24 protein-coding genes and 1 pseudogene are annotated in these 21,319 nt (G+C 65.7%); 12 read left to right on the top strand and 13 right to left on the bottom strand.

Going from position 1 to position 21,319, the window contains the following annotated elements; all coding sequences use genetic code 11:
- Positions 1-57 precede the first annotated feature (57 nt).
- Genes NGB94_RS05885 through chvE form a run of 5 tightly spaced genes read right to left on the bottom strand, consistent with a single transcriptional unit; the run spans position 58 to position 4,938 of the window.
- Positions 58-546 (bottom strand): hypothetical protein, encoded by a 489-nt coding sequence (locus tag NGB94_RS05885; RefSeq protein ID WP_325789676.1) that lies wholly within the window; start codon positions 544-546, stop codon positions 58-60.
- Between the two features lie 24 nt (positions 547-570).
- Positions 571-993, bottom strand: a complete 423-nt coding sequence (locus tag NGB94_RS05880; RefSeq protein WP_325789675.1) for a hypothetical protein — start codon at positions 991-993, stop codon at positions 571-573.
- 24 nt (positions 994-1,017) lie between these two features.
- Positions 1,018-2,226: a multiple monosaccharide ABC transporter permease gene (gene mmsB, locus NGB94_RS05875; protein ID WP_418910613.1), complete on the bottom strand. Its 1,209-nt coding sequence runs from the start codon at positions 2,224-2,226 to the stop codon at positions 1,018-1,020.
- Positions 2,223-3,776, bottom strand: coding sequence for a multiple monosaccharide ABC transporter ATP-binding protein (gene mmsA / locus NGB94_RS05870; protein WP_325789674.1), 1,554 nt, complete (start codon positions 3,774-3,776; stop codon positions 2,223-2,225). Before mmsA ends, mmsB begins: the two co-directional genes overlap by 4 nt.
- A 40-nt stretch (positions 3,777-3,816) precedes the next feature.
- A complete protein-coding gene (gene chvE, locus NGB94_RS05865; protein ID WP_325789673.1) occupies positions 3,817-4,938 on the bottom strand; it encodes a multiple monosaccharide ABC transporter substrate-binding protein in 1,122 nt (373 codons plus the stop codon).
- 387 nt (positions 4,939-5,325) lie between these two features.
- On the opposite strand from chvE, the gene NGB94_RS05860 reads away from it, so the two are divergent.
- From NGB94_RS05860 to NGB94_RS05835, 6 genes are all read left to right on the top strand, one after another.
- Positions 5,326-5,742, top strand: a complete 417-nt coding sequence (locus NGB94_RS05860) for an excalibur calcium-binding domain-containing protein (protein ID WP_325789672.1) — start codon at positions 5,326-5,328, stop codon at positions 5,740-5,742.
- A 51-nt stretch (positions 5,743-5,793) separates the two neighbouring features.
- A complete protein-coding gene (locus NGB94_RS05855) occupies positions 5,794-6,429 on the top strand; it encodes a class F sortase (RefSeq protein ID WP_325789671.1) in 636 nt (211 codons plus the stop codon).
- A gap of 415 nt (positions 6,430-6,844) precedes the next feature.
- The gene (locus NGB94_RS05850) at positions 6,845-7,444 is read left to right on the top strand and encodes a rhodanese-like domain-containing protein (RefSeq protein ID WP_325789670.1); all 600 of its coding nucleotides are present in this window, start codon (positions 6,845-6,847) and stop codon (positions 7,442-7,444) included.
- 212 nt (positions 7,445-7,656) lie between these two features.
- Complete coding sequence (locus NGB94_RS05845) at positions 7,657-8,988, top strand: extracellular solute-binding protein (protein WP_325789669.1); 1,332 nt, start codon at positions 7,657-7,659, stop codon at positions 8,986-8,988.
- A 6-nt stretch (positions 8,989-8,994) separates the two neighbouring features.
- Positions 8,995-9,939 carry a carbohydrate ABC transporter permease gene (locus tag NGB94_RS05840; protein WP_418910612.1) on the top strand — a complete coding sequence of 315 codons (945 nt, stop codon included), beginning with the start codon at positions 8,995-8,997 and terminating at the stop codon, positions 9,937-9,939.
- A 3-nt stretch (positions 9,940-9,942) separates the two neighbouring features.
- On the top strand, positions 9,943-10,827 hold the full coding sequence (locus NGB94_RS05835; RefSeq protein ID WP_325789668.1) for a carbohydrate ABC transporter permease: 885 nt from the start codon (positions 9,943-9,945) through the stop codon (positions 10,825-10,827).
- Between the two features lie 5 nt (positions 10,828-10,832).
- Here the strand turns inward: NGB94_RS05835 and NGB94_RS05830 are convergent, their stop codons facing one another.
- Entirely contained in the window at positions 10,833-11,645 is an 813-nt protein-coding gene (locus tag NGB94_RS05830) for a helix-turn-helix domain-containing protein (protein WP_325789667.1), read from the bottom strand.
- Between the two features lie 101 nt (positions 11,646-11,746).
- Here NGB94_RS05830 and NGB94_RS05825 point away from each other — a divergent pair, with 101 nt between their 5' ends.
- Positions 11,747-12,259, top strand: a complete 513-nt coding sequence (locus NGB94_RS05825) for a VOC family protein (RefSeq protein ID WP_325789666.1) — start codon at positions 11,747-11,749, stop codon at positions 12,257-12,259.
- Positions 12,260-12,274: 15 nt separating this feature from the next.
- On the opposite strand, the gene NGB94_RS05820 is transcribed toward NGB94_RS05825, so the two are convergent.
- The 6 genes from NGB94_RS05820 to NGB94_RS05795 form a co-directional block, all read right to left on the bottom strand.
- The gene (locus NGB94_RS05820; RefSeq protein WP_325789665.1) at positions 12,275-13,750 is read right to left on the bottom strand and encodes a hypothetical protein; all 1,476 of its coding nucleotides are present in this window, start codon (positions 13,748-13,750) and stop codon (positions 12,275-12,277) included.
- A gap of 166 nt (positions 13,751-13,916) precedes the next feature.
- Positions 13,917-14,531 (bottom strand): hypothetical protein, encoded by a 615-nt coding sequence (locus NGB94_RS05815; RefSeq protein ID WP_325789664.1) that lies wholly within the window; start codon positions 14,529-14,531, stop codon positions 13,917-13,919.
- A 311-nt stretch (positions 14,532-14,842) separates the two neighbouring features.
- Complete coding sequence (locus tag NGB94_RS05810; protein WP_325789663.1) at positions 14,843-16,084, bottom strand: DUF4190 domain-containing protein; 1,242 nt, start codon at positions 16,082-16,084, stop codon at positions 14,843-14,845.
- Positions 16,085-16,237: 153 nt separating this feature from the next.
- A complete protein-coding gene (tpx, locus tag NGB94_RS05805) occupies positions 16,238-16,735 on the bottom strand; it encodes a thiol peroxidase (protein WP_325789662.1) in 498 nt (165 codons plus the stop codon).
- A gap of 266 nt (positions 16,736-17,001) precedes the next feature.
- Positions 17,002-17,505 carry a DinB family protein gene (locus NGB94_RS05800; RefSeq protein WP_325789661.1) on the bottom strand — a complete coding sequence of 168 codons (504 nt, stop codon included), beginning with the start codon at positions 17,503-17,505 and terminating at the stop codon, positions 17,002-17,004.
- A 46-nt stretch (positions 17,506-17,551) separates the two neighbouring features.
- Positions 17,552-17,854: a hypothetical protein gene (locus NGB94_RS05795; protein ID WP_325789660.1), complete on the bottom strand. Its 303-nt coding sequence runs from the start codon at positions 17,852-17,854 to the stop codon at positions 17,552-17,554.
- A gap of 269 nt (positions 17,855-18,123) precedes the next feature.
- Here NGB94_RS05795 and NGB94_RS05790 point away from each other — a divergent pair.
- The 4 genes and pseudogenes from NGB94_RS05790 to NGB94_RS05775 form a co-directional block, all read left to right on the top strand.
- Positions 18,124-18,441: pseudogene (locus NGB94_RS05790) on the top strand (ArsR/SmtB family transcription factor); the annotation flags it as partial.
- A gap of 47 nt (positions 18,442-18,488) precedes the next feature.
- Positions 18,489-18,989, top strand: coding sequence for an SRPBCC family protein (locus tag NGB94_RS05785; protein ID WP_325789658.1), 501 nt, complete (start codon positions 18,489-18,491; stop codon positions 18,987-18,989).
- Positions 18,986-19,468 (top strand): SRPBCC family protein, encoded by a 483-nt coding sequence (locus tag NGB94_RS05780; protein ID WP_325789657.1) that lies wholly within the window; start codon positions 18,986-18,988, stop codon positions 19,466-19,468. Before NGB94_RS05785 ends, NGB94_RS05780 begins: the two co-directional genes overlap by 4 nt.
- Positions 19,469-19,495: 27 nt before the next feature.
- Entirely contained in the window at positions 19,496-19,930 is a 435-nt protein-coding gene (locus NGB94_RS05775; protein WP_325789656.1) for a VOC family protein, read from the top strand.
- A gap of 30 nt (positions 19,931-19,960) precedes the next feature.
- On the opposite strand, the gene NGB94_RS05770 is transcribed toward NGB94_RS05775, so the two are convergent.
- Entirely contained in the window at positions 19,961-20,482 is a 522-nt protein-coding gene (locus NGB94_RS05770) for a TetR/AcrR family transcriptional regulator (protein ID WP_325789655.1), read from the bottom strand.
- 99 nt (positions 20,483-20,581) lie between these two features.
- On the opposite strand from NGB94_RS05770, the gene NGB94_RS05765 reads away from it, so the two are divergent.
- A complete protein-coding gene (locus NGB94_RS05765; RefSeq protein WP_325789654.1) occupies positions 20,582-21,304 on the top strand; it encodes an MBL fold metallo-hydrolase in 723 nt (240 codons plus the stop codon).
- The last annotated feature ends 15 nt before the right edge of the window (positions 21,305-21,319 follow it).

Below are 21,319 nucleotides of genomic sequence, written 5' to 3'. Positions count from 1 at the left end.
GCCGGCCACCGGTGCAGGTCCTTTTGGCCTCCGGGCCGCTGGAATCAAGAGTGTCAGCTACCGCCCACCCCGCCGGAACCCCGCAGCCTGCACCGCCAGCAGCGTAAACGCCCCGAGCAGGCCAAGAAGGAAGGGGGCCGGCCCCATGCTGGAAAGATTCATCACGAACTCACTCGGCATCTCGCCGGTCGCGATTCCGGTTGTTGGATCGAAGTCGGGCACCGGGAAAGCTCCGGTCAGCCAGGCGAGTCCGTGTGCCAGGAGCAGCCCAACCAGGACCCACGCCGCAGCAAGCGAATAATTGAACCTGCTCCGCGGTGGCGCCGGGAAGCTCTGCGGTGTCTGATCCCGGGCATCAAGGGCGGCACGGTCCTCCGTCCCGGCACTGACGCCGGCCGCAACGGCGCTTGCACCCCCAACGCGCTCCGCACCGGCGTCGGGCACTGGACCGTCGTCGACGATCTGGACAGGACGCTGTTCCCTGCCGTCTTCCGGTCGCCGGTAAAAGTCGTGGTCTGCGCCCTCAGGCGTCTGTGTATTCCCCATGGCGGTGAGCCTACTGGAACCCGATTACCAGATGGCCTTGCCCCGCCGGAACCGCACACCTTGCATCACCAGCAGCGTGAAGGCGCCCATGATCCCGAAAAGCAGGATCTCCGGCCCCATCTGGTAGAGGTTCATGACGATCTTGCTTGAGGCAGGGGTGAGCTGGTTGGTGCCCGTGGGGTCGTAGTACATCTGCGGCATGGGGTAACTGCTCACGACCCACCACAGCCCGACTGCCAGAAACGCACCAACCAGGGACCACGCCGCTACCAGCGCAAGGTTGACCCGCTGCCAGACCGGGGCCGACGGCGCTCCCCCACTTCGCACTGCGGCGGCGTCGGGCCCTGAACCTCCGCCTCGCACCGCTCCGGCGTCGGTCCCCGAGCCGTCATCGACGATCTGCACCGAGTAGTGGCCGGCCCCTCCGGGCGTCTTCGGATTCCCCATGCCCGGCAGCCTACTCGACCCCGCCTACCGGGCACTCCTCCCCCGCCGGGCAAACCCGACGGCAACTGCCAGCAGCAGCACCAGGCCCTTGATCACCTGCTGCCACGCGGCGTCCACGGACAGGATGGACAGGCCCTGGTTCAGCACACCCATCACCAGGCCGCCGATCACAGCCCCCACCACCGTGCCCACACCGCCCTGCACCGACGCACCGCCAATAAAGACGGCAGCAATCGCGTCCAGCTCAAACCCGGTACCGGCTGAGGCCACGGCACCGCCGGCACGCGCAGTGCTCACCACGGCGGCCAGTCCGGCCAGGAAACCCATGTTCACGAACACCATGAAGTTCACTGAGCGGGTCTTCACCCCGGACATCATGGCCGCGTTGAGGTTCCCGCCCATGGCGTAGATGTGCCGGCCGAACACGGTCCGGTTCAGCAGGAACGAGTACGCCAGCACCAGCCCGGCCAGGATGATCAGGATGATCGGCGTCCCGCGGTTATAGGCCAGGAGGTAGCAGAGGTACATGATGGCGGCGACTGCCACGGCGTTCTTGAACACGAACGACGCCGTGCGCTCCCGCGGCAGGTCAAGCTTGCGCAGGTCGTTGCGGGCCTTCAGCTGCTGCACCACCAGCGCCACGGAGGCGAGCGCACCAATCCCCAGCGTGAGCAGGTCCGGGGTGCCGGTAGCCGGCAGGGTTCCGGAGCCGATGGCGTTGAAGGGGCGCGGCAGCCCGGAGATGGTTCCGCCGGTGAGCAGGATCAGCGCGACGCCGCGGAACACCAGCATGCCCGCCAGCGTCACGATGAACGCGGGTATCCCCACAAACGCCACCCAGAATCCCTGCCACGCCCCGATCGCGGCGCCCACCACCAGGGAAAGAATCACGGCCGCCCACCAGGGCATGCCCCAGCTGTTCATCGCCAGCGCGGCCACCGCCCCCACGGTCGCCACCACCGAGCCCACGGAGAGGTCGATGTGCCCGGCGATGATCACCATGACCATGCCAATCGCCAGGATCAGCACGTACGCGTTCTGTTGGATGAGGTTGCTGACGTTGCCCGGATAGAGCAGCCGCCCGCCGGTGAGGATCTGGAAGAGCACCACGATCACCACCAGCGCGGCGAGGATGCCGTACTGCTGCAGGTCGATCCGCATCCGCTTGCGCCCGGTGCCGCCGGCGGGCGGCGGGGCCGGGGTCTTGGCCTGTTCCGGCGTTGTTGTGGTCACTTGCCCTGTGCTCCTTCAATCCTGGCGGCGGTCATGTGCCGCATCAGTTCTTCCTGCGTGGCGTCTTCGCGGGGAACTTCGGCGGTGAGCCGGCCCTCGGCGATGGTGTAGATGCGGTCGCAGAGCCCGATCAGCTCGGGCAGCTCACTGGATATGACGACGACGGCTTTGCCCTGCGCCGCCATCTCGTTGATGATTCCGTAGATCTCAAACTTGGCGCCGACGTCGATGCCCCGGGTCGGTTCGTCCAGGATCAGCACGTCCGGTCCGGAGTAGATCCACTTGCTCAGCACCACCTTCTGCTGGTTGCCGCCGGAGAGGTTCGCGACGACGGATGCCACGGACGGGGTGCGGATGTTCATCTTCTGCCGATAGTCATCCGCCACTGAGTACTCACGGTGTTTGTCGATCACGCCCAGCCGCGCCAGTCTCCCCAGCGCTGCCGCGGACACATTGACCACCACGGAGCCGATCAGGTTCAGCCCGTACCGTTTGCGGTCCTCGCTCACGTAGGCCAGTCCGTGCCGGATCGCTTCGCTCACCGAGCGGGTCTGGATTTCGACGCCGTCCTTGAACACCCGCCCGGAGACCCCGGTCCCCCAGGACCTGCCGAAGATGCTCATGGCCAGCTCGGTGCGCCCGGCGCCCATCAGCCCGGCGAACCCGACGATTTCCCCGGCCCGCACGTTGAAGGACACGTTGTCCACCACCACGCGGTCGACATCGATCGGGTGGTGGACCGTCCAGCCCTCCACCCGGAACTTCTCCTCGCCGATCTGCGGCTCCCTATCCGGGAACTGGCTGTCCAGCGGACGGCCGACCATGGCGCGGATGATGCGCGTTTCGATCTCGGCGTTGTCCTCCACCGGAAAGGAGTCGATCGTCTTGCCGTCGCGGATGACCGTGACGGTATCCGCGATGGCTCGGATTTCCTTGAGTTTGTGGGAGATGACGATCGAGGTGATCCCGCCTTCACGCAGCTGGTCGATCAGCCCCAGAAGGTGCGCCGAGTCGCCGTCGTTCAGTGCCGCCGTCGGCTCATCAAGGATCAGCAGCTTCACTTCCTTGGAAAGCGCCTTGGCGATCTCCACCAGCTGCTGCTTGCCGACGCCGAGCTCCAGGATCTTCGTGGCCGGGTTCTCGTCCAGGCCCACCCGCTTCAGCAGGGCGGCGGCTTTCAGGTTGGTCTGGTTCCAGTCGATCACCCCGCCGCGCTGCACCTCGTTGCCCAGGAAGATGTTCTCCGCAATGGACAGGAACGGGCTGAGCGCGAGCTCCTGGTGGATGATCACGATCCCGTCCCGCTCGCTGTCATTGATCGAGTTGTAGCGAACCTCCTTCCCGTCCAGGGAGATGGTGCCGTCGAAGCAGCCGTGCGGATACACCCCGCTGAGCACGTTCATGAGGGTCGATTTCCCGGCACCGTTCTCGCCGCAGATCCCGTGCACCTCACCGCGCCGGACGTCAACGGACACGCCGTCGAGCGCCCGGACGCCGTTGAATTCCTTCACGATGCCGTCCATTGAAAGGATGACGTCCTGATCGATCATGTCTTGCCTGTTCTTTCCGGAGGGTGCGGGGCGGGATGCCCTAGAGCCCGACGTCGACGGCCTCCACGAAGCCGGAGTCCACCAGCTTCTCCTGCACCTGGTCCTTAACCACGACCTGCGGTTCGAGGATGTAGGTGGGGACCACCTTCACCCCGTTGTCGTAGGTTTCGGTGTCATTGACGTCCACCTCTTCGCCGTTGACGATCTGCTCGATCATGGTGTCCACCTGGGCACCCAGTTCGCGGGTGTCCTTCCAGACGGTCATGGACTGCTGGTCGCCGAGGATCGCCTTGATGTTCGCGACGTCGCCGTCCTGTCCGGTGATCACCGGCCAGTCGGTGCCGGGCTTGTAGCCGGCGCTGGAGAGGGATTGCTCGATGCCCAGGGCCAGGCTGTCATTCGGGGAAAGCACGACGTCGACCTTGTCGCCGCCGGTGTAGAAGGACTGCAGGCGGTTGTCCATTTCCGCCTGCGCGTCCGCGGAGCCCCAGCCGAGGATGCCGATGGTCGCCCAGTCATCGTTCGAGGCCGGGGACTTGCCGGAGGGAACCACCAGCTGGCCTTTCTCCACGTACGGAAGGAGCACGTCCCAGGCACCGGAGAAGAAGAACTTGGCGTTGTTGTCATCCGGGCTGCCGGCGAACGGTTCAAGGTTGTACGGGCCCTCGCCGTCGGCCAGGCCCAGCTGCTCCTCGATGTACTCGCCCTGGAGCTGGCCCACCTTGTAGTTATCGAACGTGGCGTAGTAGTCCACGGCGTCGGTGCCGTTGATCAGCCGGTCGTAGGCGATCACGGTGACGTCCTGGCTCTTGGCGTCTTCCAGGACTGGGCCCAGGGTCTCACCGTCGATCGCGGCAACCACCAGGATCTTCGCCCCGCCGGCCACCTGGTTCTGGATTTGGGAGATCTGCTGATCGGTCTTGTCATCGGCGTACTGCAGGTCAACGGTGCAGTCCCGGGCTTCGAGGTTCTCCTTCAGCCCTTCGCCGTCGTTGATCCAGCGTTCCAGGCTGCGGGTGGGCATGGAGATGCCCACGTTGCACTCGACGCCGTCGCCGCCTTCACTGTCGCTGTTCGTGGTGCCGGCGGGGGCGCAGGCCGCCATGCCTGCTGCCAGGCCGAACGCCAGGAAGAGGGCCGAAACATTCTTTCTTTTGCTCATGGTCGAACCTTTGAAAAGGATCCTGCCGCCGGCAAGGAACTGCGCGGCGAGACTGCGGGAAACATCCTTGTGACCCGGACGGCTGGATCGAGCGGATACAACGCTGTAGCGCCCTGCCGGTACCCCTACCGACAATTTGTAGGCGAGCACAACATATGCCTGTGACGGCGATCACGGCAAGGGGTTTCCGGAACGTTATCCAAACGCAATGCGGTGGTCCCGTTCGGGCTCCTGTCAATAGGTGCCCTCAGTACTGGCGGGCAGAATCGGCACTGCCAGGGAATTTCAGGCAGCCTTGGCCAATTCATCCGATTTCGGTTCTCGGAAAAATACCTGTTTCGTACTCTGTGGCGGGTCCTAATTACTCGATGAACCGGAGGTTCGATCGTGAAAAAGACCCTGACTGGACTCACTATTGCGGCCGCATTTGGCTTCACGGCACTGGCAGCTTCCCCGGCTGCTGCGGCTCCGCCTTATGCGAACTGCGACGCCGCCGCTGCTGAAGGCGTTTACAACATTGCCGAAGGCCAGCCCGGCTATGAGCCGAGTCTGGACCGAGATGGAGACGGCATCGCTTGCGAAGGCCCCACGCCGTCACCCGCTCCGCCTTCTCCATCACCCACCACGACGACGCTGCCCCCCGTCGACAACCAGATCGGGAACACCCCGAAGGGCGGAGCCAACACAGGTGCACCCGCTGACGAGGGCACCGACGCCACAGGCGTTCTCCTCGCGGCTGGTGGAGTTGTCGCCGTCGCAGGCATCACTGCCGGACTGCGGCGCAAGTCCGGAAACCACGCCTAGCCTGCGTTGGGACGACACGTAGAATCCCGCGGCAGCGGCCGCCGGAGCCGAATGGTTCTGGTGGTCGCCGCCGCGGCGTTCCTCCTTGGCGGCGCAGGCGACACGAGCACACCCGATGATGCGGGACCCCGCTACTTTGCGCTGCCCCAAACGCCGGCGCCGGCACCGGCAGGTGATTCCCTTCGTCCGCTCCCTGCACTTCCGCAGGATGCGCCACCCGACGCCGCGACCGCACCTTCATCACCGCGCATCGTCTCCCTTCCCGCGATCCAAACCAGCTCGGAGCTGTTGAAACTCGGTCTGCTGCCGGATGGAACGCTTGAAGTGCCTCCGGCAGATCCGGGTTCCCCTGCCGGCTGGTACACGGGTTCACCCGCTCCCGGCGAACCCGGACCCGCGATCCTGCTCGGCCACGTCAATGCCAACGACGGCGGGCCCGGAGTCTTCGCCAGGCTTCGAAGCCTTGTCCCGGGAGACCAAATCACAGTGCAGAAGGAAGACGGAACGGAGTCTGCATTCACCGTCGTTCGGGGTGAGCAATACGCCAAGGACAAATTCCCTACCGAAGCGGTCTACGGAAACACCGCCGGGCCTGAGCTGCGCCTGATCACCTGCGACGGGTTCGACAGCACCACCGGACTCTGGCAGGACAACTACGTCGTCTACGCTGTCCTGGCCGACGGCTGACACCGAAGACCAATCAGCAGGCTCGGCCTGAACCGGCCACCGCCGTTGGATCGTCCGGCGCGGCTCCCGGTGCATCCTCTGACGCAATAACGCTCCTCTCCCGGCGGCTAGCGCATCCCCTGACGCAATAACGTGGCTCTACCGGACCCAATCCAGCATTAATGCGACACAGGATGCGCCGGGCACGCGTCAAAGAGCATCAGCGCGACACAGGATGGACCCTGGTCCGCCCAAAGCAGCGGTACCGCACCGCAGGACGCACGGACAGGCCACGATCGGCCAGGGGGTCAGCCCGCAGCACAGGTCCAGACCACAAGGCCGGCCCCGGCCACACGGCGTAACATCCCCTGACTTCTCCCAGATTCGGCCCATAGGGTTGGTGCTTCGCTCCGGCCACTCCAACCGAAGGAACCGCATGTCCCCCGCTGCCACCGCAGAAATCGCAGAGACCGCCAAGACCATCGACGCCGCCACCCTGAAGTCGCTGCTCGAGGAGAACCCGAGCCTCACCGTCATCGACGTCCGCAATCCCGCAGAGTTCGAGTCCGCGCACATCGCCGGCTCCCACAACATTCCCCTGCCCATGCTCTCCGCCCACACGGTTGAGCTCGCCGCCCGGCTGGATAACGGCGTCGTACTGCTGTGCCAGTCCGGTGTCCGCGCCCGGCAGGCGCACGAGCGCCTCGCCGCAGCAGGCCTCCAGGGCGGGCAGGTGTTGACCGAAAGCGTGGCCGACGTCGAGAAGGCCGGCGGTTCCGTAGTGCGCGGCCGGCAGGTCTGGGACATGGAGCGCCAGGTGCGCTTGGCCGCCGGAAGCCTAGTGGGGCTCGGCCTGCTCGCCGGGCGCATCGCGTCCCCGAAGTTCCGTGTCCTGGCCGGCGGCATCAGCGGCGGGCTGGTGTTCTCCGCGCTCTCCAACACCTGCGCCATGGGCAAGGCCCTGGCCTACCTGCCCTGGAACCAGGGCGCCTCCGAGCCGTCATGGGAAGAGATCCAGGCGAACCTGGACCGCTAGCGACTGAACGATTCCGTCTGCTGACGGCCCGCTCCGCCCCAACGGAGCGGGCCGTTTTCAGGTTAATCATCTATTTCCGCGGGATTGATATTTCACCCCAAAAACCCCTCCAGCATCACCAGCACCGTTGAGTTACCAGCGCCGCAGGGCTAACCTCGGGTTCCTTCGGCGACGACGCCGCCCGCCGGGAAGTCGTGGATCAAAGGAGAACCATGCGCTCGATAGCCAAAACACTCATGGGAGCCGCGGCCATTGTGCTGGTGCTCAGCGGCTGCTCGGGAGACAGTTCCGGCAGTGACGGGGACGCCCAGACCCTGCGCATCGCCTACAAAAAGGCCGACCCGGTGCTCGAGGAACTGATGCAGAACACCAAAGAGCAGTTCGAAACGGAGAACGAGGGTGTCACCGTGGAACTGACACCCATCGAGGGCAACGACGAGGACTACGCCACCAAGCTCGCCCTTTCCCAGCGCTCCCCTGACACCGCACCGGACGTGTTCGTGGAGGACTCCTTCAAGCTCCGCGCCGACGTCGACGCCGGCTATGTCCTGCAGCTCGACGACTACCTCTCGGACTGGGAGGACTGGAACACCTTCAACGAAACCGCCAAGCAGGCCGGACTGGGCGACGACGGCGGGACCTACGCGGTGCCGCTGGAAACGGACACCCGGGTCATTTGGTACAACCAGAACGTGCTCGGTGGCGCCGGCATCGAGCTGCCCTGGCAGCCCGAAACATGGGATGACCTGCTCACCATGGCCCGCACCGTGAAGGCCGCTAATCCCGAGGTGGTCCCGTTCAGCATGTACGCCGGAACCATGCAGAGCTTCTACGAACTGCTCTACGGCACCGAGGACGGCACCCTCTACGACGAAGACGAGCAGAAGTGGGTCACCGGGTCCCAGGGATTCACCGACTCACTGGCCTTCCTCAAGACCATCTACGACGAAGAACTCGCCGTCACCCCGGCCGAGGCACTCGACCCCAACGTCTGGCAGAAGATCGTGGGCGAAATGCTGCCGCAGGACCAGATGGGCGCCACGGTTGAAGGCTCCTACGCCCCGCAGTTCTGGCAGGAAGGGGCCGACTACGAATGGCCCGAATATAGCGAGGTCATGGCGACGACGCCGTTCCCCACCCAGAACGGGCAGGAACCCGGAGCCGTGAGCATGTCCGGCGGCTGGACCCTGGCCGTCGGCGCGGGCACGGAGAACCCGGACCTTGCGGTGGACTTCGTCAAAACCGCCATGGACTACGAGAACTCCCTGGCCTACACCGTGGACGCGTCCAAGATTGCCGTCCGCACCGATGTGGCCGAGGCACCCGAATACCAGGACATGAACCCGTTCGCCGCTGAGGTCACCGAAGTTCTGGACGTCAGCAACTACCGTCCGGCCACCGCGGACTTCGCGGAGATCGACACCGCCGTCCTGACGGCAACCCAGGAAGTCGTGGCCGGCGGCAAGTCTCCCGAGGAAGCCGCCAAGACCTACGACGAAACCCTGGCGAAGATCGTCGGCGAAGAGAACGTCATCGAGAAGTAGCCCACGGTGTCCACCTCTGCCTGGACCCGGTCCTCCCCCACGGAGGACCGGGCCGCTCCGGCCGGTCCGCGGGCCCCGTCCCACCGGGGGCGCCGGGTGGGCCGGCTCCTGCCCCTGGCCCCCGCCGTCGTTCTGCTGCTGGTCTTCCTGGGCGGGCCGATCCTGTGGGCGTTCTACGGGTCCTTCACCGATACCGGGCTGACCGGTGCCAGCGCCCGCAACCCGGAATGGATCGGTCTGGAGAACTACCGCAGCCTGTTCGCGGATCCGCTTTTCCCGCAGTCCCTCTGGCTCACCTTCCTCTTTGTGTTCTGCTCGGCGGTGATCGGGCAGAACTGCCTGGGACTGGGGCTGGCGCTGCTAATGCAGCGTGCCAACCGCGTGGTGGCCGCCGTCGTCGGCGCCTGTGTGGTGGCAGCCTGGGTGCTGCCCGAAATCGTGGCTGCCTTCATCACCTACGCGTTCTTTTTCCGCGACGGCATGCTCAACCAGCTCACCGGGCTGGCCGGGGTGCCGGCGGTGGACTGGCTCTACGAACACCCCATGTTCGCCCTGATCATCGCGAACATCTGGCGCGGCACGGCGTTCTCGATGATGAACTACCAGGCTGCGCTGAACGACGTCCCGCCGGAAGTCACCGAGTCCGCAACGATCGATGGTGCCGGGGGTTTCGCGCGCCTGCGCTTCATCACCCTGCCTATGATTCGGCGGAGCATCGCCACCAACCTGATGCTGATTACCCTGCTGACCCTGGGCACGTTCACGCTGATTTTCGTGGTCACCCGCGGCGGCCCGCTGAACGCGAGCACGACCCTGCCGATCATGGCCTATGAACAGGCCTTCCAGTTCGGCGATATTGGCTACGGAACGGCCATCGCCGTCGTCATGCTCCTTATCGGCGCCGTCTTCTCCATCGCCTACATCCGCATGCTGCGGGAAAGGAAGGACTAGGCAATGGCCGACGTCGCTGCCCCCTCCGTGCGCTCCGCCGGCCTTCCGGCGCGTACCCGGCGGACACCCGCGCACCGCCGGAAGGCAGGACGGGTGTCCAACGTGGTGCTGGTGCTCTTCGCCGCAGTTTTCCTGCTGCCGCTGACCTGGCTGCTGGCCGCATCATTCAACGCCGATGCCAGCTATGCACTCACCGCCCCGTCGGCCCTGACGCTGGATAACTTCCGCGCGATCCTGAACGCCCAGCAGACCTTCCTTCCGCTGCTGAACAGTTTCCTGCTGGCCACCGGCTCCGCGCTTGTCACCGTCACCGCGGCCGTGCTGGCGGCCTATCCGCTCTCCCGCTACCAGCTGCGGTTCAAGCGGCCGTTTATGTACACGGTGCTGTTCGGCACCTGCCTGCCGATTACCGCCATCATGGTTCCGGTCTACAGCCTGTTCGTGCAGCTGAATCTGCTCGATTCCCTCGGCGGCACCATCTTGTTCATGGGCGCCACGTTCCTGCCGATCGCGATCTGGATGACGAAGAACTTCATGGACTCGGTCCCGGTCAGCCTGGAGGAAGCGGCCTGGATAGACGGGGCCTCCTCGATGAAGGCACTGTTCTACGTGGTGCTGCCTCTGATGCGTCCCGGGCTGGCGGTGGTGTTCATCTTCGTGTTCCTGGAAGGCTGGGGGAACTTCTTCGTTCCGTTCATCCTGCTCTTTGCCGAGAGCAAGCAGCCCGCCTCGGTGAGCATCTTCCGTTTCTTCGACCAGTACGGCGGGGTGGCGTACGGCGAGCTGGCGGCCTTCTCCATCCTCTACTCGCTGCCGGTCATCAGCCTGTACATCGCCACCCGTGCTCTGGGCGGAAGCTTCGCGATCAGCGGGGCGATGAAGGGCTGAGCCGGTTACTTGCCTTGGTCCCCGCCCGACGCCGCTTCCCGCCGGTACCCGCTGGGCGTGAACCCCAGCACCTCGCGGAACACGTCCGTCAGGTGGGCGTGGTCGGCATAGCCAAGCTTCGCGGCGACGTCGGCAATGCCCAGGCCAGGATCGGTGCGCAGCCGCTCGGCTGCCTCCTGCAGCCGGTAGCGCCGGATCATCGCCAGCGGCGGCAGTCCCACGTGCTTCCGCGCGATGCGCTGCAGGGTCCGTACCGACACCCCCAGCAGGTCAGCGGCCTGGTCCACGCGCGTCAGCGACGGATTCGCCTCGATCAGTTCCTCGAACCTGTTGGCCAGCAGGGACTCCGGCGGAGGCTTAGGCAGGGTTGCTTCCACCCAGCCCGACGCCTCCGCAACGGCTGCCGCGCGGCGGGCAGCGCCGCCGTCGTCAGTCCCTGCAGCCATCGCCTCAGTGACAGGGATCCGAAGCCCGGGCACGTCCAGTACCGCATCGGCGTCTTTCAGCGCTCCCGGGTCGGGGCAGAGGAACGGAACCGCTGCCGGGCGAAGGAGCAGGCCGACGGCCCAGCCGGTGCCGGTGAGGTCGCGGAAGGACCGGCGCGTTGCCGGTCCGTACAGCCTGGCACCGTCAGGTTCGATCACGAGGTTGAGCGCGGGGAAGGGCAGGACTTCCTGCCGCGAGGTCCTGCCCGGTGCGAGGTCCCATTCGGGGATCCAGAACCAGCGGATCCGGTCCGCGAGCGCAGCCGGCGCGGGTATCCGGTGCAAAGAGGGCAGCCGGGCTGGATACAGCGGGCCGCGCCACTGGTCCTCCACAGCACGCTCCCTTCCTGCACAGCCTGCCTAGGGCTCGGAAAATGAGCCGGTTGTCGCGAATTGCCAAGCCACCGGAGCGGCGGGGTTCCTAGCCTGATTCCATGACTACAACCCAGAACCAGAACAATCACCCTGGAGTGACCGGCCGGCACACCACCGGCGGAGTTCCCCACGGCCTGACCAGTCTCACACCGTTTGTTGCCGTCCCGCGAGCCGCGGAGGCAATCCGTTTCTATCAGGATGTCTTCGGCGCACGGGTGGTCGACGTGACCGAGATGAACGGCGTAACCGTTCACGCTGACCTGGACCTGGGCAGCGGCCACCTCCAGCTGGGCGAACCCAACCCCGACTATGGTTTGGTGAACCCTCCGGAGCCCGATGCTGCCTGTTACTCACTCGGCTTCTACTGTGCCGACGCCGACCAGGTGGTCTCGCGGGCCGAAGCGGCAGGGGCGGTGGTCCGGGAACCGCTGGCGACGTTTGTATCCGGGGACCGGTTCGCCAGCATCCGGGACCCGTTTGGCATCCGGTGGACCATCATGACCCGTGTGGAGGACCTGTCAGAAGAAGAGAGCGCAGCCCGTGTTGCCCAGTGGGCGGCCCAGCAGGGCTGAGCCGCCCAGTGAAAATTAGGGCAGGCGCCAGTACACGTTGTCGTTGTTCTCTTCGGCGAGGATCATGCGCATGCCGAGGCGGGCGTCCTCCCCCAGGGCGCTGTCCGGAACGTCGAAGCAGCCTTCAACCGTCACGGTGTCCCCCTTGCTGAGCAGGTCCTGGTCAACGGTCCGCTGGCCGAGGCTGCTGGAGCAGCCCATGACGGTGTAGATCCTGCTGTCGGTTCCAATGAGTTCCGGCGGCAGGTCCAGCCAGGGGCGGCCGTCTCCGGTGCCGTTGTACACAGCGCTGAACCGGGCAATCACGTAGTTGTAGTCCGGCGCACCGGCTGCGGGGTCCCGCTCCTGGACTTCAGCCGCGGCGTCACGGTCCAGTTCAACCAGGGTGACTGTGTAGTCGCCCACGGTCACTTCATCGCCGGCTGAGTTGGCCGGCTCGGCGACGATTTCGCTGATGTAGCTATCCGAGTACTGGTAGGAGAAGTCTTCCTTCTCGGCTTCAGAGAGTTCGTCGGAGTAGTCCTCGATCTCCGTGAAGGTCTCCGTCCCTGCCTCGGTCTCGCTCTCCCACAGCCCTGCATCCTTCAGCGAATCCACGACGACGGTGTTCACAACGATCGCGGCGATGATGGACACCGCTGCGATCGACAGCGCCGCAATGGACAGCGGCTTGGAGATGTTGCGGGCCTTGATGCCCTTCAGCAGTGCCGGGATTCCCAGACCGACCGCCACGATTGCCAGCGGGAAGGCCACGACGTTCAGGAACGGGATCCAGCACACGAGCAGCGCCAGGATGGCCAGGACCAGGGCAGCAATCGCCAGGCCCTTGCCGGGTGTGGACGGCGGCGGGCCGTAGCTGCCGTAGCCGGGCTGGTTCGGATACCCGGGGTGCGACGGCGGGCCCTGCTGTCCGGGGTAGCCCATGTTTGCGCCCTGGTTGGCGTAGGGACCCTGCTGGCCCTGGTAACTGGGGTATCCGGGGTTTCCTTGCGGGGCCTGCTGGCCCAGCTGGCTTGGCTGGTCCTGGTAGCTGGGGTACCCGGGGTTTCCACCCTGGCTCGGGTAGCCCGAGGTGCCGCCCTGGTTGGGGACGGGCGCACCGGGGACCTGGGCATAAGGGTTGTACTGCGGTACCGGGGGAAGCTGGCCGGTCTGGTACGGAAGCGACGGTCCGCCTGCGAATCCGCCGGGCGCTGCAAAACCGTCTCCCTGCAGCGGTTCAGTCTGGGCAGCTTCCGGTGCCTGAGGCATTCCCTCCGTGGCAGTTTCCCGCACCCCGTCCGAAGCAGGTGCCGTGCTGTCCTCCGGGCGCTGCGCCTCAGTGGGCGTGCCGCTGTCGTGCGGACCGCCGTCGTGCAGGCCTCCGTCGTGCGTGCTGCCGTCGTGCGGACCGCCGTCGTGCGGACCGCCGTCGTGCGGACCGCCGTCGTGCGGACCGCCGTCGCCGGCGCCTTCGTCCGCCGGCCCGGGCTGTCCCTGGTCCCTATCCATTCGTTCCCCCAAAAAGTTTCGTTCGATTATCAGGTTCATACGGCGTCAGCCGCCGCCCCTATCCTAGCTAAGGCGGGAGTCCATATTGCCTAGTCACAGCCCTACCGCCGCCCTTCCGGCAGACAGGGCGCGTACGAGTTGGTGGCCGGCACCGGTTAGCCGGAGTCTACGGCTGCCAGTAAAACTCCTCGGCCACACCCTCCATGCCGAGGATCACCCGGCTGTCCTCCCCCAGCGTGCCCTGCGGCAGGTCGAAGCAGATTTCGTAGTCGCCGCTGTCCTCCCCGTACAGCGCCGGACCACCTGAGCCCCCGAGGCTCGTGCCCGTGGAACAGTCCACCGGCGCGTACGCGAGGCCGTCGGTTGCCACGAGCCGGGGCGTCAGCTCGAATTCACGTTCGCCCATGATTCCGCCGTCATAGCGCAGCGCGAACGTGAACAGCACAAAAACGTCCTCCCGGGGTTCAGCGGCCGGGCTGCGCTGCTGAATCGTGGAGGCTGCGTCCCGGTCCACTTCCGAGAGCCTGACCTCGTAGTCCCCCATTTGTGTTCCCACACCGGACGGGACAACCGGTTGCGCGAGGATCTGGTCCAGGACATCTTCCGGCAGCAGGTAGGTGGCGGCACCCGGGGCCCCGTCAGGGCCGTCAGCCCGGGGCGCCGATTCCCGCAGCGATTGGGGGGAGCCGGGCGAATTGTTCCAGGCGTTGATAGCCCAGGAATTGACCGCCCAGGCCAGCACTACGGAGAGCACTGCAACCCCAATGGATATAACGGCCATAACCCGTGCCGGACGCGGATTCACCCGTGCCCTCAGCAGTGCGCCTATGGCCAGCCCGATAGTAACCGCACAGGTTACGAACGCGTAGACATTCAGGAACAGAATCCAGCAGCTCACCAGGCCCGACGCGGCCACGGACAGGGCACTGATTGCCAGCCCTTTGCCCGTAGGCCCGGGCGGACGGAACCCCGGTCCCGTCCCCGGGTAGTACCCGTGACCTGCGCCCCCGTATGGCCCACGTGCGTAGTTGTTCTGCATATCCTTCTCCCCCGGAATTGATCGTGCCCAGTACTGGTTCACGGGCCGCCGGGCTAGGGCAGCCGCCAGTAGACGTCCTCGTTGTGGTCCGCGAGGATCATGCGCAGGCCAACGCGGCTGTCCTCAGCGAGAGCTGCCTCGGGCAGATCAAAGCAGATTTCATAGATTCCGCTTTCGCCCGGGGCCAGACGGGGCCGGTCAGAGGAGCTCACGCCAAAGTCCATGGAACAGTTCAGGACGCTGTGCAGCCGTTCGTCGGAACCGATGAACTTCGGTGTGAAGTCCAGGTCCGGACGGCCGGTGCTGGTAGTGCCGGACGAGCCGTTGTAGACCACGCCGAACTCGAACAGGACATACCCGTGGGTCGGTTCTCCTGCGGAAGGGTCTCGCTCCAGCACCTCTGCCGATGCCTCCCGGTCAACCTCCGTGAGCGTGACGGTGTAGTCCCCAACCTGCACCCCTTCACCCGCTGATGCGGCGGGCTGCTGGATGAGATCATCGAAGTAGGGGCCGGAAATATCGCCCGAGTAGTCCTTGTCCGGCAAACCCGGCTGCGATTCCGGTTCGGTGTCACGGGCTGGCCCGGCCGGCGTGGCAGACGGTGGCGCGGACGGTGGAGCGGGTGTCTCGGTCAGCACGGGCACCGGCGCTTCACTCCGGGCATAGCCTTCGTCCTCGTCGGGGAAACCGTATTGGACAGTCACGTTGATAATGACCGCCACAATCATGGACACCACGGCTATGGACAGCGCAGCGATAGAGAGGGGGCGAGCCGCGTTTCGTGCCTTAATCCCCTTGACCAGCGCAGGTATGCCCAGGCCGAGGGCCACCAGCCCGGTCAGGAAAGTAATGAAGTTCAGGAACCAGATCCAGCTGAAAAGCAGTCCGAATCCGGCGACGCAGAGGGCCGCGATCGCCAGCCCTTTGCCCGGGGTCCTCGGCGGATAGCTGCCGTATCCCGGACCGTTCCCGTACCCCGCCGGCCCTCCCGGCCCTGGACCCTGTCCCGGCCCAAATCCTCCGGGTCCGCCCGGGCTGCCGTATCCGCCTGGGGCTCCGGGTCCGCCCGGCCCGCCCGGGCCGTTGTAAGCAGCCGGGGCTGAATAACCGGCCGGCCCCTGCCCGAATCCCCCCGGCGGAGCGAAGCCCGGCGGAGCAAAACCGGGGCCGCTTCCGTACGCCGGATGCTGCGGTGCCGGTTCCGGTCCCTCTGCCTGCTCCCCTGCACGATCAGGTCCGGCTTCGTTGCCGGTCCGGTCTTCCCCGGGCGCGGGCCATCCATGTTCCTTGTTCAATTCGTTCCCCCAACGATGTGACTAAGACTAAGAGAGCGGGATGAGTTCCACTCACCGGCCGCCCGCCACCATCCTAAGCATGCTGGCTGGCAATGCCGCACACGAAAGGCCCGCCCCGCAGCAAAGCGGAACGGGCCCCGTCAGAGAGCTGGACTAGGAGAGAACGGCCACCGCGGCGTCGTAATCCGGTTCCGTGGTGATTTCAGGGACGAGCTGCGAGTGCAGCACAGTCCCGTCGGCATCGATGACGACGACGGCGCGGGCCAGCAGGCCTTCCAGCGGGCCTTCTGTCTGGGTCAGGCCAAAGTCCTCGCCGAAGCTGCTGCGGAACGCCGAAGCGGCGACCACGTTGTCGATGCCTTCGGCGCCGCAGAAACGGCCGAGCGCGAACGGCAGGTCCTTGGAGACACAGACGACTGCGGTGTTCTCGAGTCCGGCCGCAATCTCGTTGAAGCGGCGGACGCTGGCGGCGCAGACACCGGTGTCCACGCTGGGGAAGATGTTCAGGACTACCCGGCGGCCGGCGAAGGCTTCGCTGGACACCTGGGAGAGGTCGGTTCCGACCAGCGCGAAGGCGGGTGCGGAGGTTCCGGCGGCGGGAAGTTCGCCGGTGGTGCGGACGGGGTTCTGCTTAAATGCGGTAGTTGCCATGCTTTGTGTTTATCACGTTCGCGTCCGCCGGCAGGGCGCTCGGTGACCTGCGGAAACGTACGGCCCCGCAAATCCAGCGAGAAAGTTGCCGCGAAGGGGTTCCCTCCTGCGTGCACGGTGTTTTACTGAAAGTGGTTCCTTAAGGCGGGACCAGAACAGGTCCACTTGGCCGGAACCAGTAGGTTCATCGGCCGGACCTTGGAACGACTCCCTGGCCATGGCTGGGGAGCCGTTCCATGTGCGGCCCGCCTACGCCGGCCCGCCCGCTACTCCCCGGTGACGCCGTCGAGCAGTTCGCGGATGATGTCCAGGTGCCCACAGTGCCGTCCGGTCTCCTCGACCATGTGCACCAGCACCCAGCGGAGGTTATGCCCGGCACTGTGGTCGGCCTTGCACATGTCGTCCAGCCCGTAGCGTGCCGCCGCTTCGCGGGACTCGGCGCAGGCGGCCTGGTAGTCGGCGATGATTTCGGCCAGGCTGTCCTGCTCGCTGACCCGGAATTCGGCGTCGGGATCGTCGCTGCTCCAGCGGGTGGGAATGCCCGTCTGGCCATCCAGCTGTGCACGGAACCACCAGCGTTCGACGTCGGCGAGGTGGCGAAGCAGGCCCGAGACAGTCAGCAGGGACGGCAGGACCCGGCGGGCGGCGTCGGCATCGCTGAGGCCCTGGGCCTTGTGGACCACGCTGGCACGCAGGTAGTCCAGGAAGCCGTTGAGGGTGCCCCGTTCGTCGGCTGCGTCGGGCGGATCAATTCGGTCGTCTGTAAGCATCCGCCCAGCGTAGCGGCGCGTAAGGTGCGCCGAAAAAGCCCCGCCGTCACAATCCTGCGAGTCGCAGGACCAGGGCCAGGAGCATCAGCACCACTCCAACTCCGGCCACTATCCATGCGGCCGTTCGGGTGGTGAGGCGCATCCAGGATTTCCTCCGCGTCGCTGCGGAATACAATCCGGTGATGAGCAGGATGAGCCCCGTCATCCCTGCATAGCCCGGTGCTCCGTTGTCCTCTCCCTGGGCCAGGACAAAGAGGAGCAAAACGAGCCCGAGGGCGAGGCTCGGCCAGTGGAAACCGGTGTCATCGTGAGAAGTGCCGGCAGCCTGGCTGTGATCCATTGAGCTCATGGCCTGTCCTTTCCCGCTGCAGCGGGCCCGGGATGCGCGCCCGACCAGAACAAGACACGGTACTCCCCCTGACCGGCCGCGTCGCCGGGAGCCCCCTGTGAAGTTCCTGAGTGGGTGAATTCATTCGGCGAAAAAGTTGGTCCGCCCCTCTTGCAGGGTTCTGGCTGCGGGCGTACCTTCGGTCGTAATCAACTCATCGGTTGATCAACAGGCGGGTTGGATACCGAAGATCCGCAGACATACAGCGACGCGAAACGTTGGCCCTGCACATGAACGAAGCCCCAGAAGACGTCCTGCTCGACCGGGCTTTTCTAGCCCTGGCCGATCCGGCACGACGGCGCATCATCGCCCGGCTTTCCCGGGGCCCGGCAACGGTCAATGAACTCGCCGAACCCTTCGAAATCAGCAAGCAGGCGGTTTCGAAGCACATCCAGGTCCTCGAGCAGGCGCAGCTGGTCACGCGAACCCGTGACGCGCAGCGCCGGCCCGTCCACCTGAACCCCGCACGGCTGGAGGCACTGACTGCGTGGATTGACCGGTACCGGCTGGTCATGGAAGGGCAGTTCCGCAGCCTTGACGCTGTGCTCCACCAACAGGCCGCCGAGCGCGGCCGGCAGGCAAAGGACAAACCGCTATGACCAACGCACTGCAGCTCTCCGTCCCCGACGGCGTCCCCTTCATCGACTACTCACGCGAGATCGATTTTCCCGTGGCGGACGTGTTCCGAGCCCACGCTGATCCCGACCTGGTCAGCCAGTGGCTCGGACCGCGCGGCACAAAGATGGAAATGGACCACTACGACTTCACCACCGGCGGCACCTACAAATACACGCACACCGGCCCTGAAGGCATCCCGTACGACTTCACCGGCATCTTCCACACCGTCCGGGAGAACGAGTTCGCGATCCAGACGTTCGAGTTCTCCGGTTATCCCGACGTCGTCAGCCTTGAATTCAATACCTTCGAGGATCTGGGCGACGGCCGGACCCGCATCACCGTGCATGCCGTCTACCCCACCCAGGAAGCACGGGACGGCATGGCGGCCTCCGGCATGGAGGAAGGCATGACCGATTCATATTCCCGGCTGGAGGAGCTCCTGGCCACCCGGACCGACGTTCCGCAGGAGGCATCATGACCAACGCACTGGAAGTCACCCTTCCCGACGGCGCCCCGTACATCGACTACACCCGCGAGTTCGACTACCCGGCACTCGATGTCTTCCGCGCCCACGTCACGGCGGACTCCTACGCGGAGTGGGTTGGGCCCGAGCGCCTGCAGACCCGCATCGATGCGTTCGAGGCCACTCCCGGCGGGTCCTACCGCTTTGTCCAAAGCGACGACGACGGCGGTGAGTTCGCTTTCCGCGGCGTGTTCCACAACATCCGGGCCGGGGAGTTCATCCTGCAGACGTTCGAGTATGAAGGGTATCCGGACCAGGCCAGCTTGGATTTCCTGCGGTTCGAGGACCTGCCCGGCGGCCGGTCCCGGCTCAGCGGACATTCGGTCTACCCATCAGTCCAGACCCGGGATAACTTCGTGTCCTCGGGTATGGAATCGGGCATGGCCACCGGCTATGACAAGCTCGAGCAGCTGCTCGCGTTCGCCACGGCCTGATTCCGTACCACCAGCTTGGGAGGAACCATGGATTGGACCCTGGAAGTGATCCGCGTACCGGTCAGCGACCTGGAGCGCAGCATTGAGTTCTACTCGGACCGGGTTGGCTTCGACCTGGACCACCACACCGTCAACGAGCACATGGCCTTTGCCCAGCTCACTCCCCCGGGTTCGGGATGCTCGATCGTCATCGGCAGCCTGCCGGGCGAGGAGCAAATGGAGCCCGGTTCCCTGAAGGGGCTGCAGCTGGTGGTTCCGGACGCCCAGGCCGCCCATGATGAACTGCTGTCCCGCGGTGTGGACGCCAGCGAGGTGAGCGTCATGGACGAACGCGACGGCGGAACCCTGTTCGGGTTTTCGGATCCGGACGGCAATTCATGGGTGGTGCAGCAGATCAGGGCCCGGGCTGACCATCCGCTGATTCCCTACAGCGCGCGCCCCCAGCTGGGCGAAGGGATCTAGGGCGCGTTTACCGAAGCGGGCGGGACCGCATCAGCCTGCCAGTGCTGCTGCGACCCGCTCGATTCCGTAATCGAAGGCCCTGTCCAGGTCTCCGCCCAGCCGGAACGCGCCGGCCAGTTCCATGGTGATGAACCCGGTCAGCCACGCTGTCATGAACCGCGCAGCCTCCAAGGCGTCAGCTTCACCCACCGCGTCCCTGGCTGCAGCCAGGACCGGCTCGCTGGTCCTGGCCAGGTCTTCTGCGGAGGCAGTGCGCGTCTGGATCAGCCGAAATCCTTCCGGATGTTCCTGCGCGAAGGAGCGGTAGGTGCGGGCCAGACCGCCCAGCGAGTCCTGGCCCTGGAGCCGCTCCCGCAGGTCTTCGAGTGTGGCCGCGGCAATCATGCCCAGCAGCGCGTCGCGGTCCCTGACCCGCTTGTAGAGCGAGGGGGACCGCACACCAACCCGGTCGGCCACGGCATTCATGGTGACGCACTCGGGCCCGCCCTCTTCCAGGGCTGCGCGGCCCGCTGCGACGATGGCTTCAAGGGACGTACGCTGCGGGGAAGGCATGGATCTCCTGACGAACTGTTGGCTATTGACATTAGCCATCATAGCTAATTATGTTAGCCATGTAACCCGGACACACCGGAACGCCTCGAGGAGAACCCCATGAAGCTCGCACCGAACCTCTACCGGATTGGCAATGACATTGTTGCCGCGTATCTGGTGGTGACCGACGAAGGCATCACCGTCGTCGACGCCGGCCTTGCCGGACACTGGCGGGATCTGGAGCATGAGCTCGCAGCACTGGGCCGGACTCTGGACGACATCCGCGGCGTGGTCCTGACCCACGGGGACACGGACCACATCGGCTTCGCCGAGCGGCTGCGGCTGCAAACCGGCGTGCCGGTGTACATCCACGCCGCGGACGCTGCCCGGGCACGGGGAACTGAACGCTACAAGCCTGCTCCCGGCTCGGCGGGCAGCATGCGTCCCGGTCCCACCGCGAAGTTCCTCGCCTACTCCGTGCGCAAGCAGGGCTGGCGCACCACCTACCTCACCGACGTCGTTCCGGTCGCGGACGGTGACGTGCTGGATCTTCCGGGTTCACCGCGCATCATCGGACTTCCCGGGCACTCCCCCGGCAGCGTGGCTGTCCACGTTCCCGCGGCCAAAGCGCTGTTCGTCGGCGACGCCCTCACCACACGCAACGTCCTCTCCGGACGGACCGGACTGCAGCCCTCCCCCTTCACGGATGACCCCGCGCAGGCCCTGGAGACACTGGACCGGCTCACGCCGCTCTCTGACGTGGACTGGATCCTGCCCGGCCACGGCACACCCTGGAATGGTCCGGTCAGCGAGCTGGCCGGTTCCGTGCGCGCCGGGGCCTGAGCAGGAACCTCAGAG

The organism is Arthrobacter koreensis (assembly GCF_035792275.1).
Lineage (GTDB): Bacteria > Actinomycetota > Actinomycetes > Actinomycetales > Micrococcaceae > Arthrobacter_B > Arthrobacter_B koreensis_A.
Note: the sequence above shows the minus strand (reverse complement) of the source record. Positions and strands in the feature narration are given on the sequence as shown.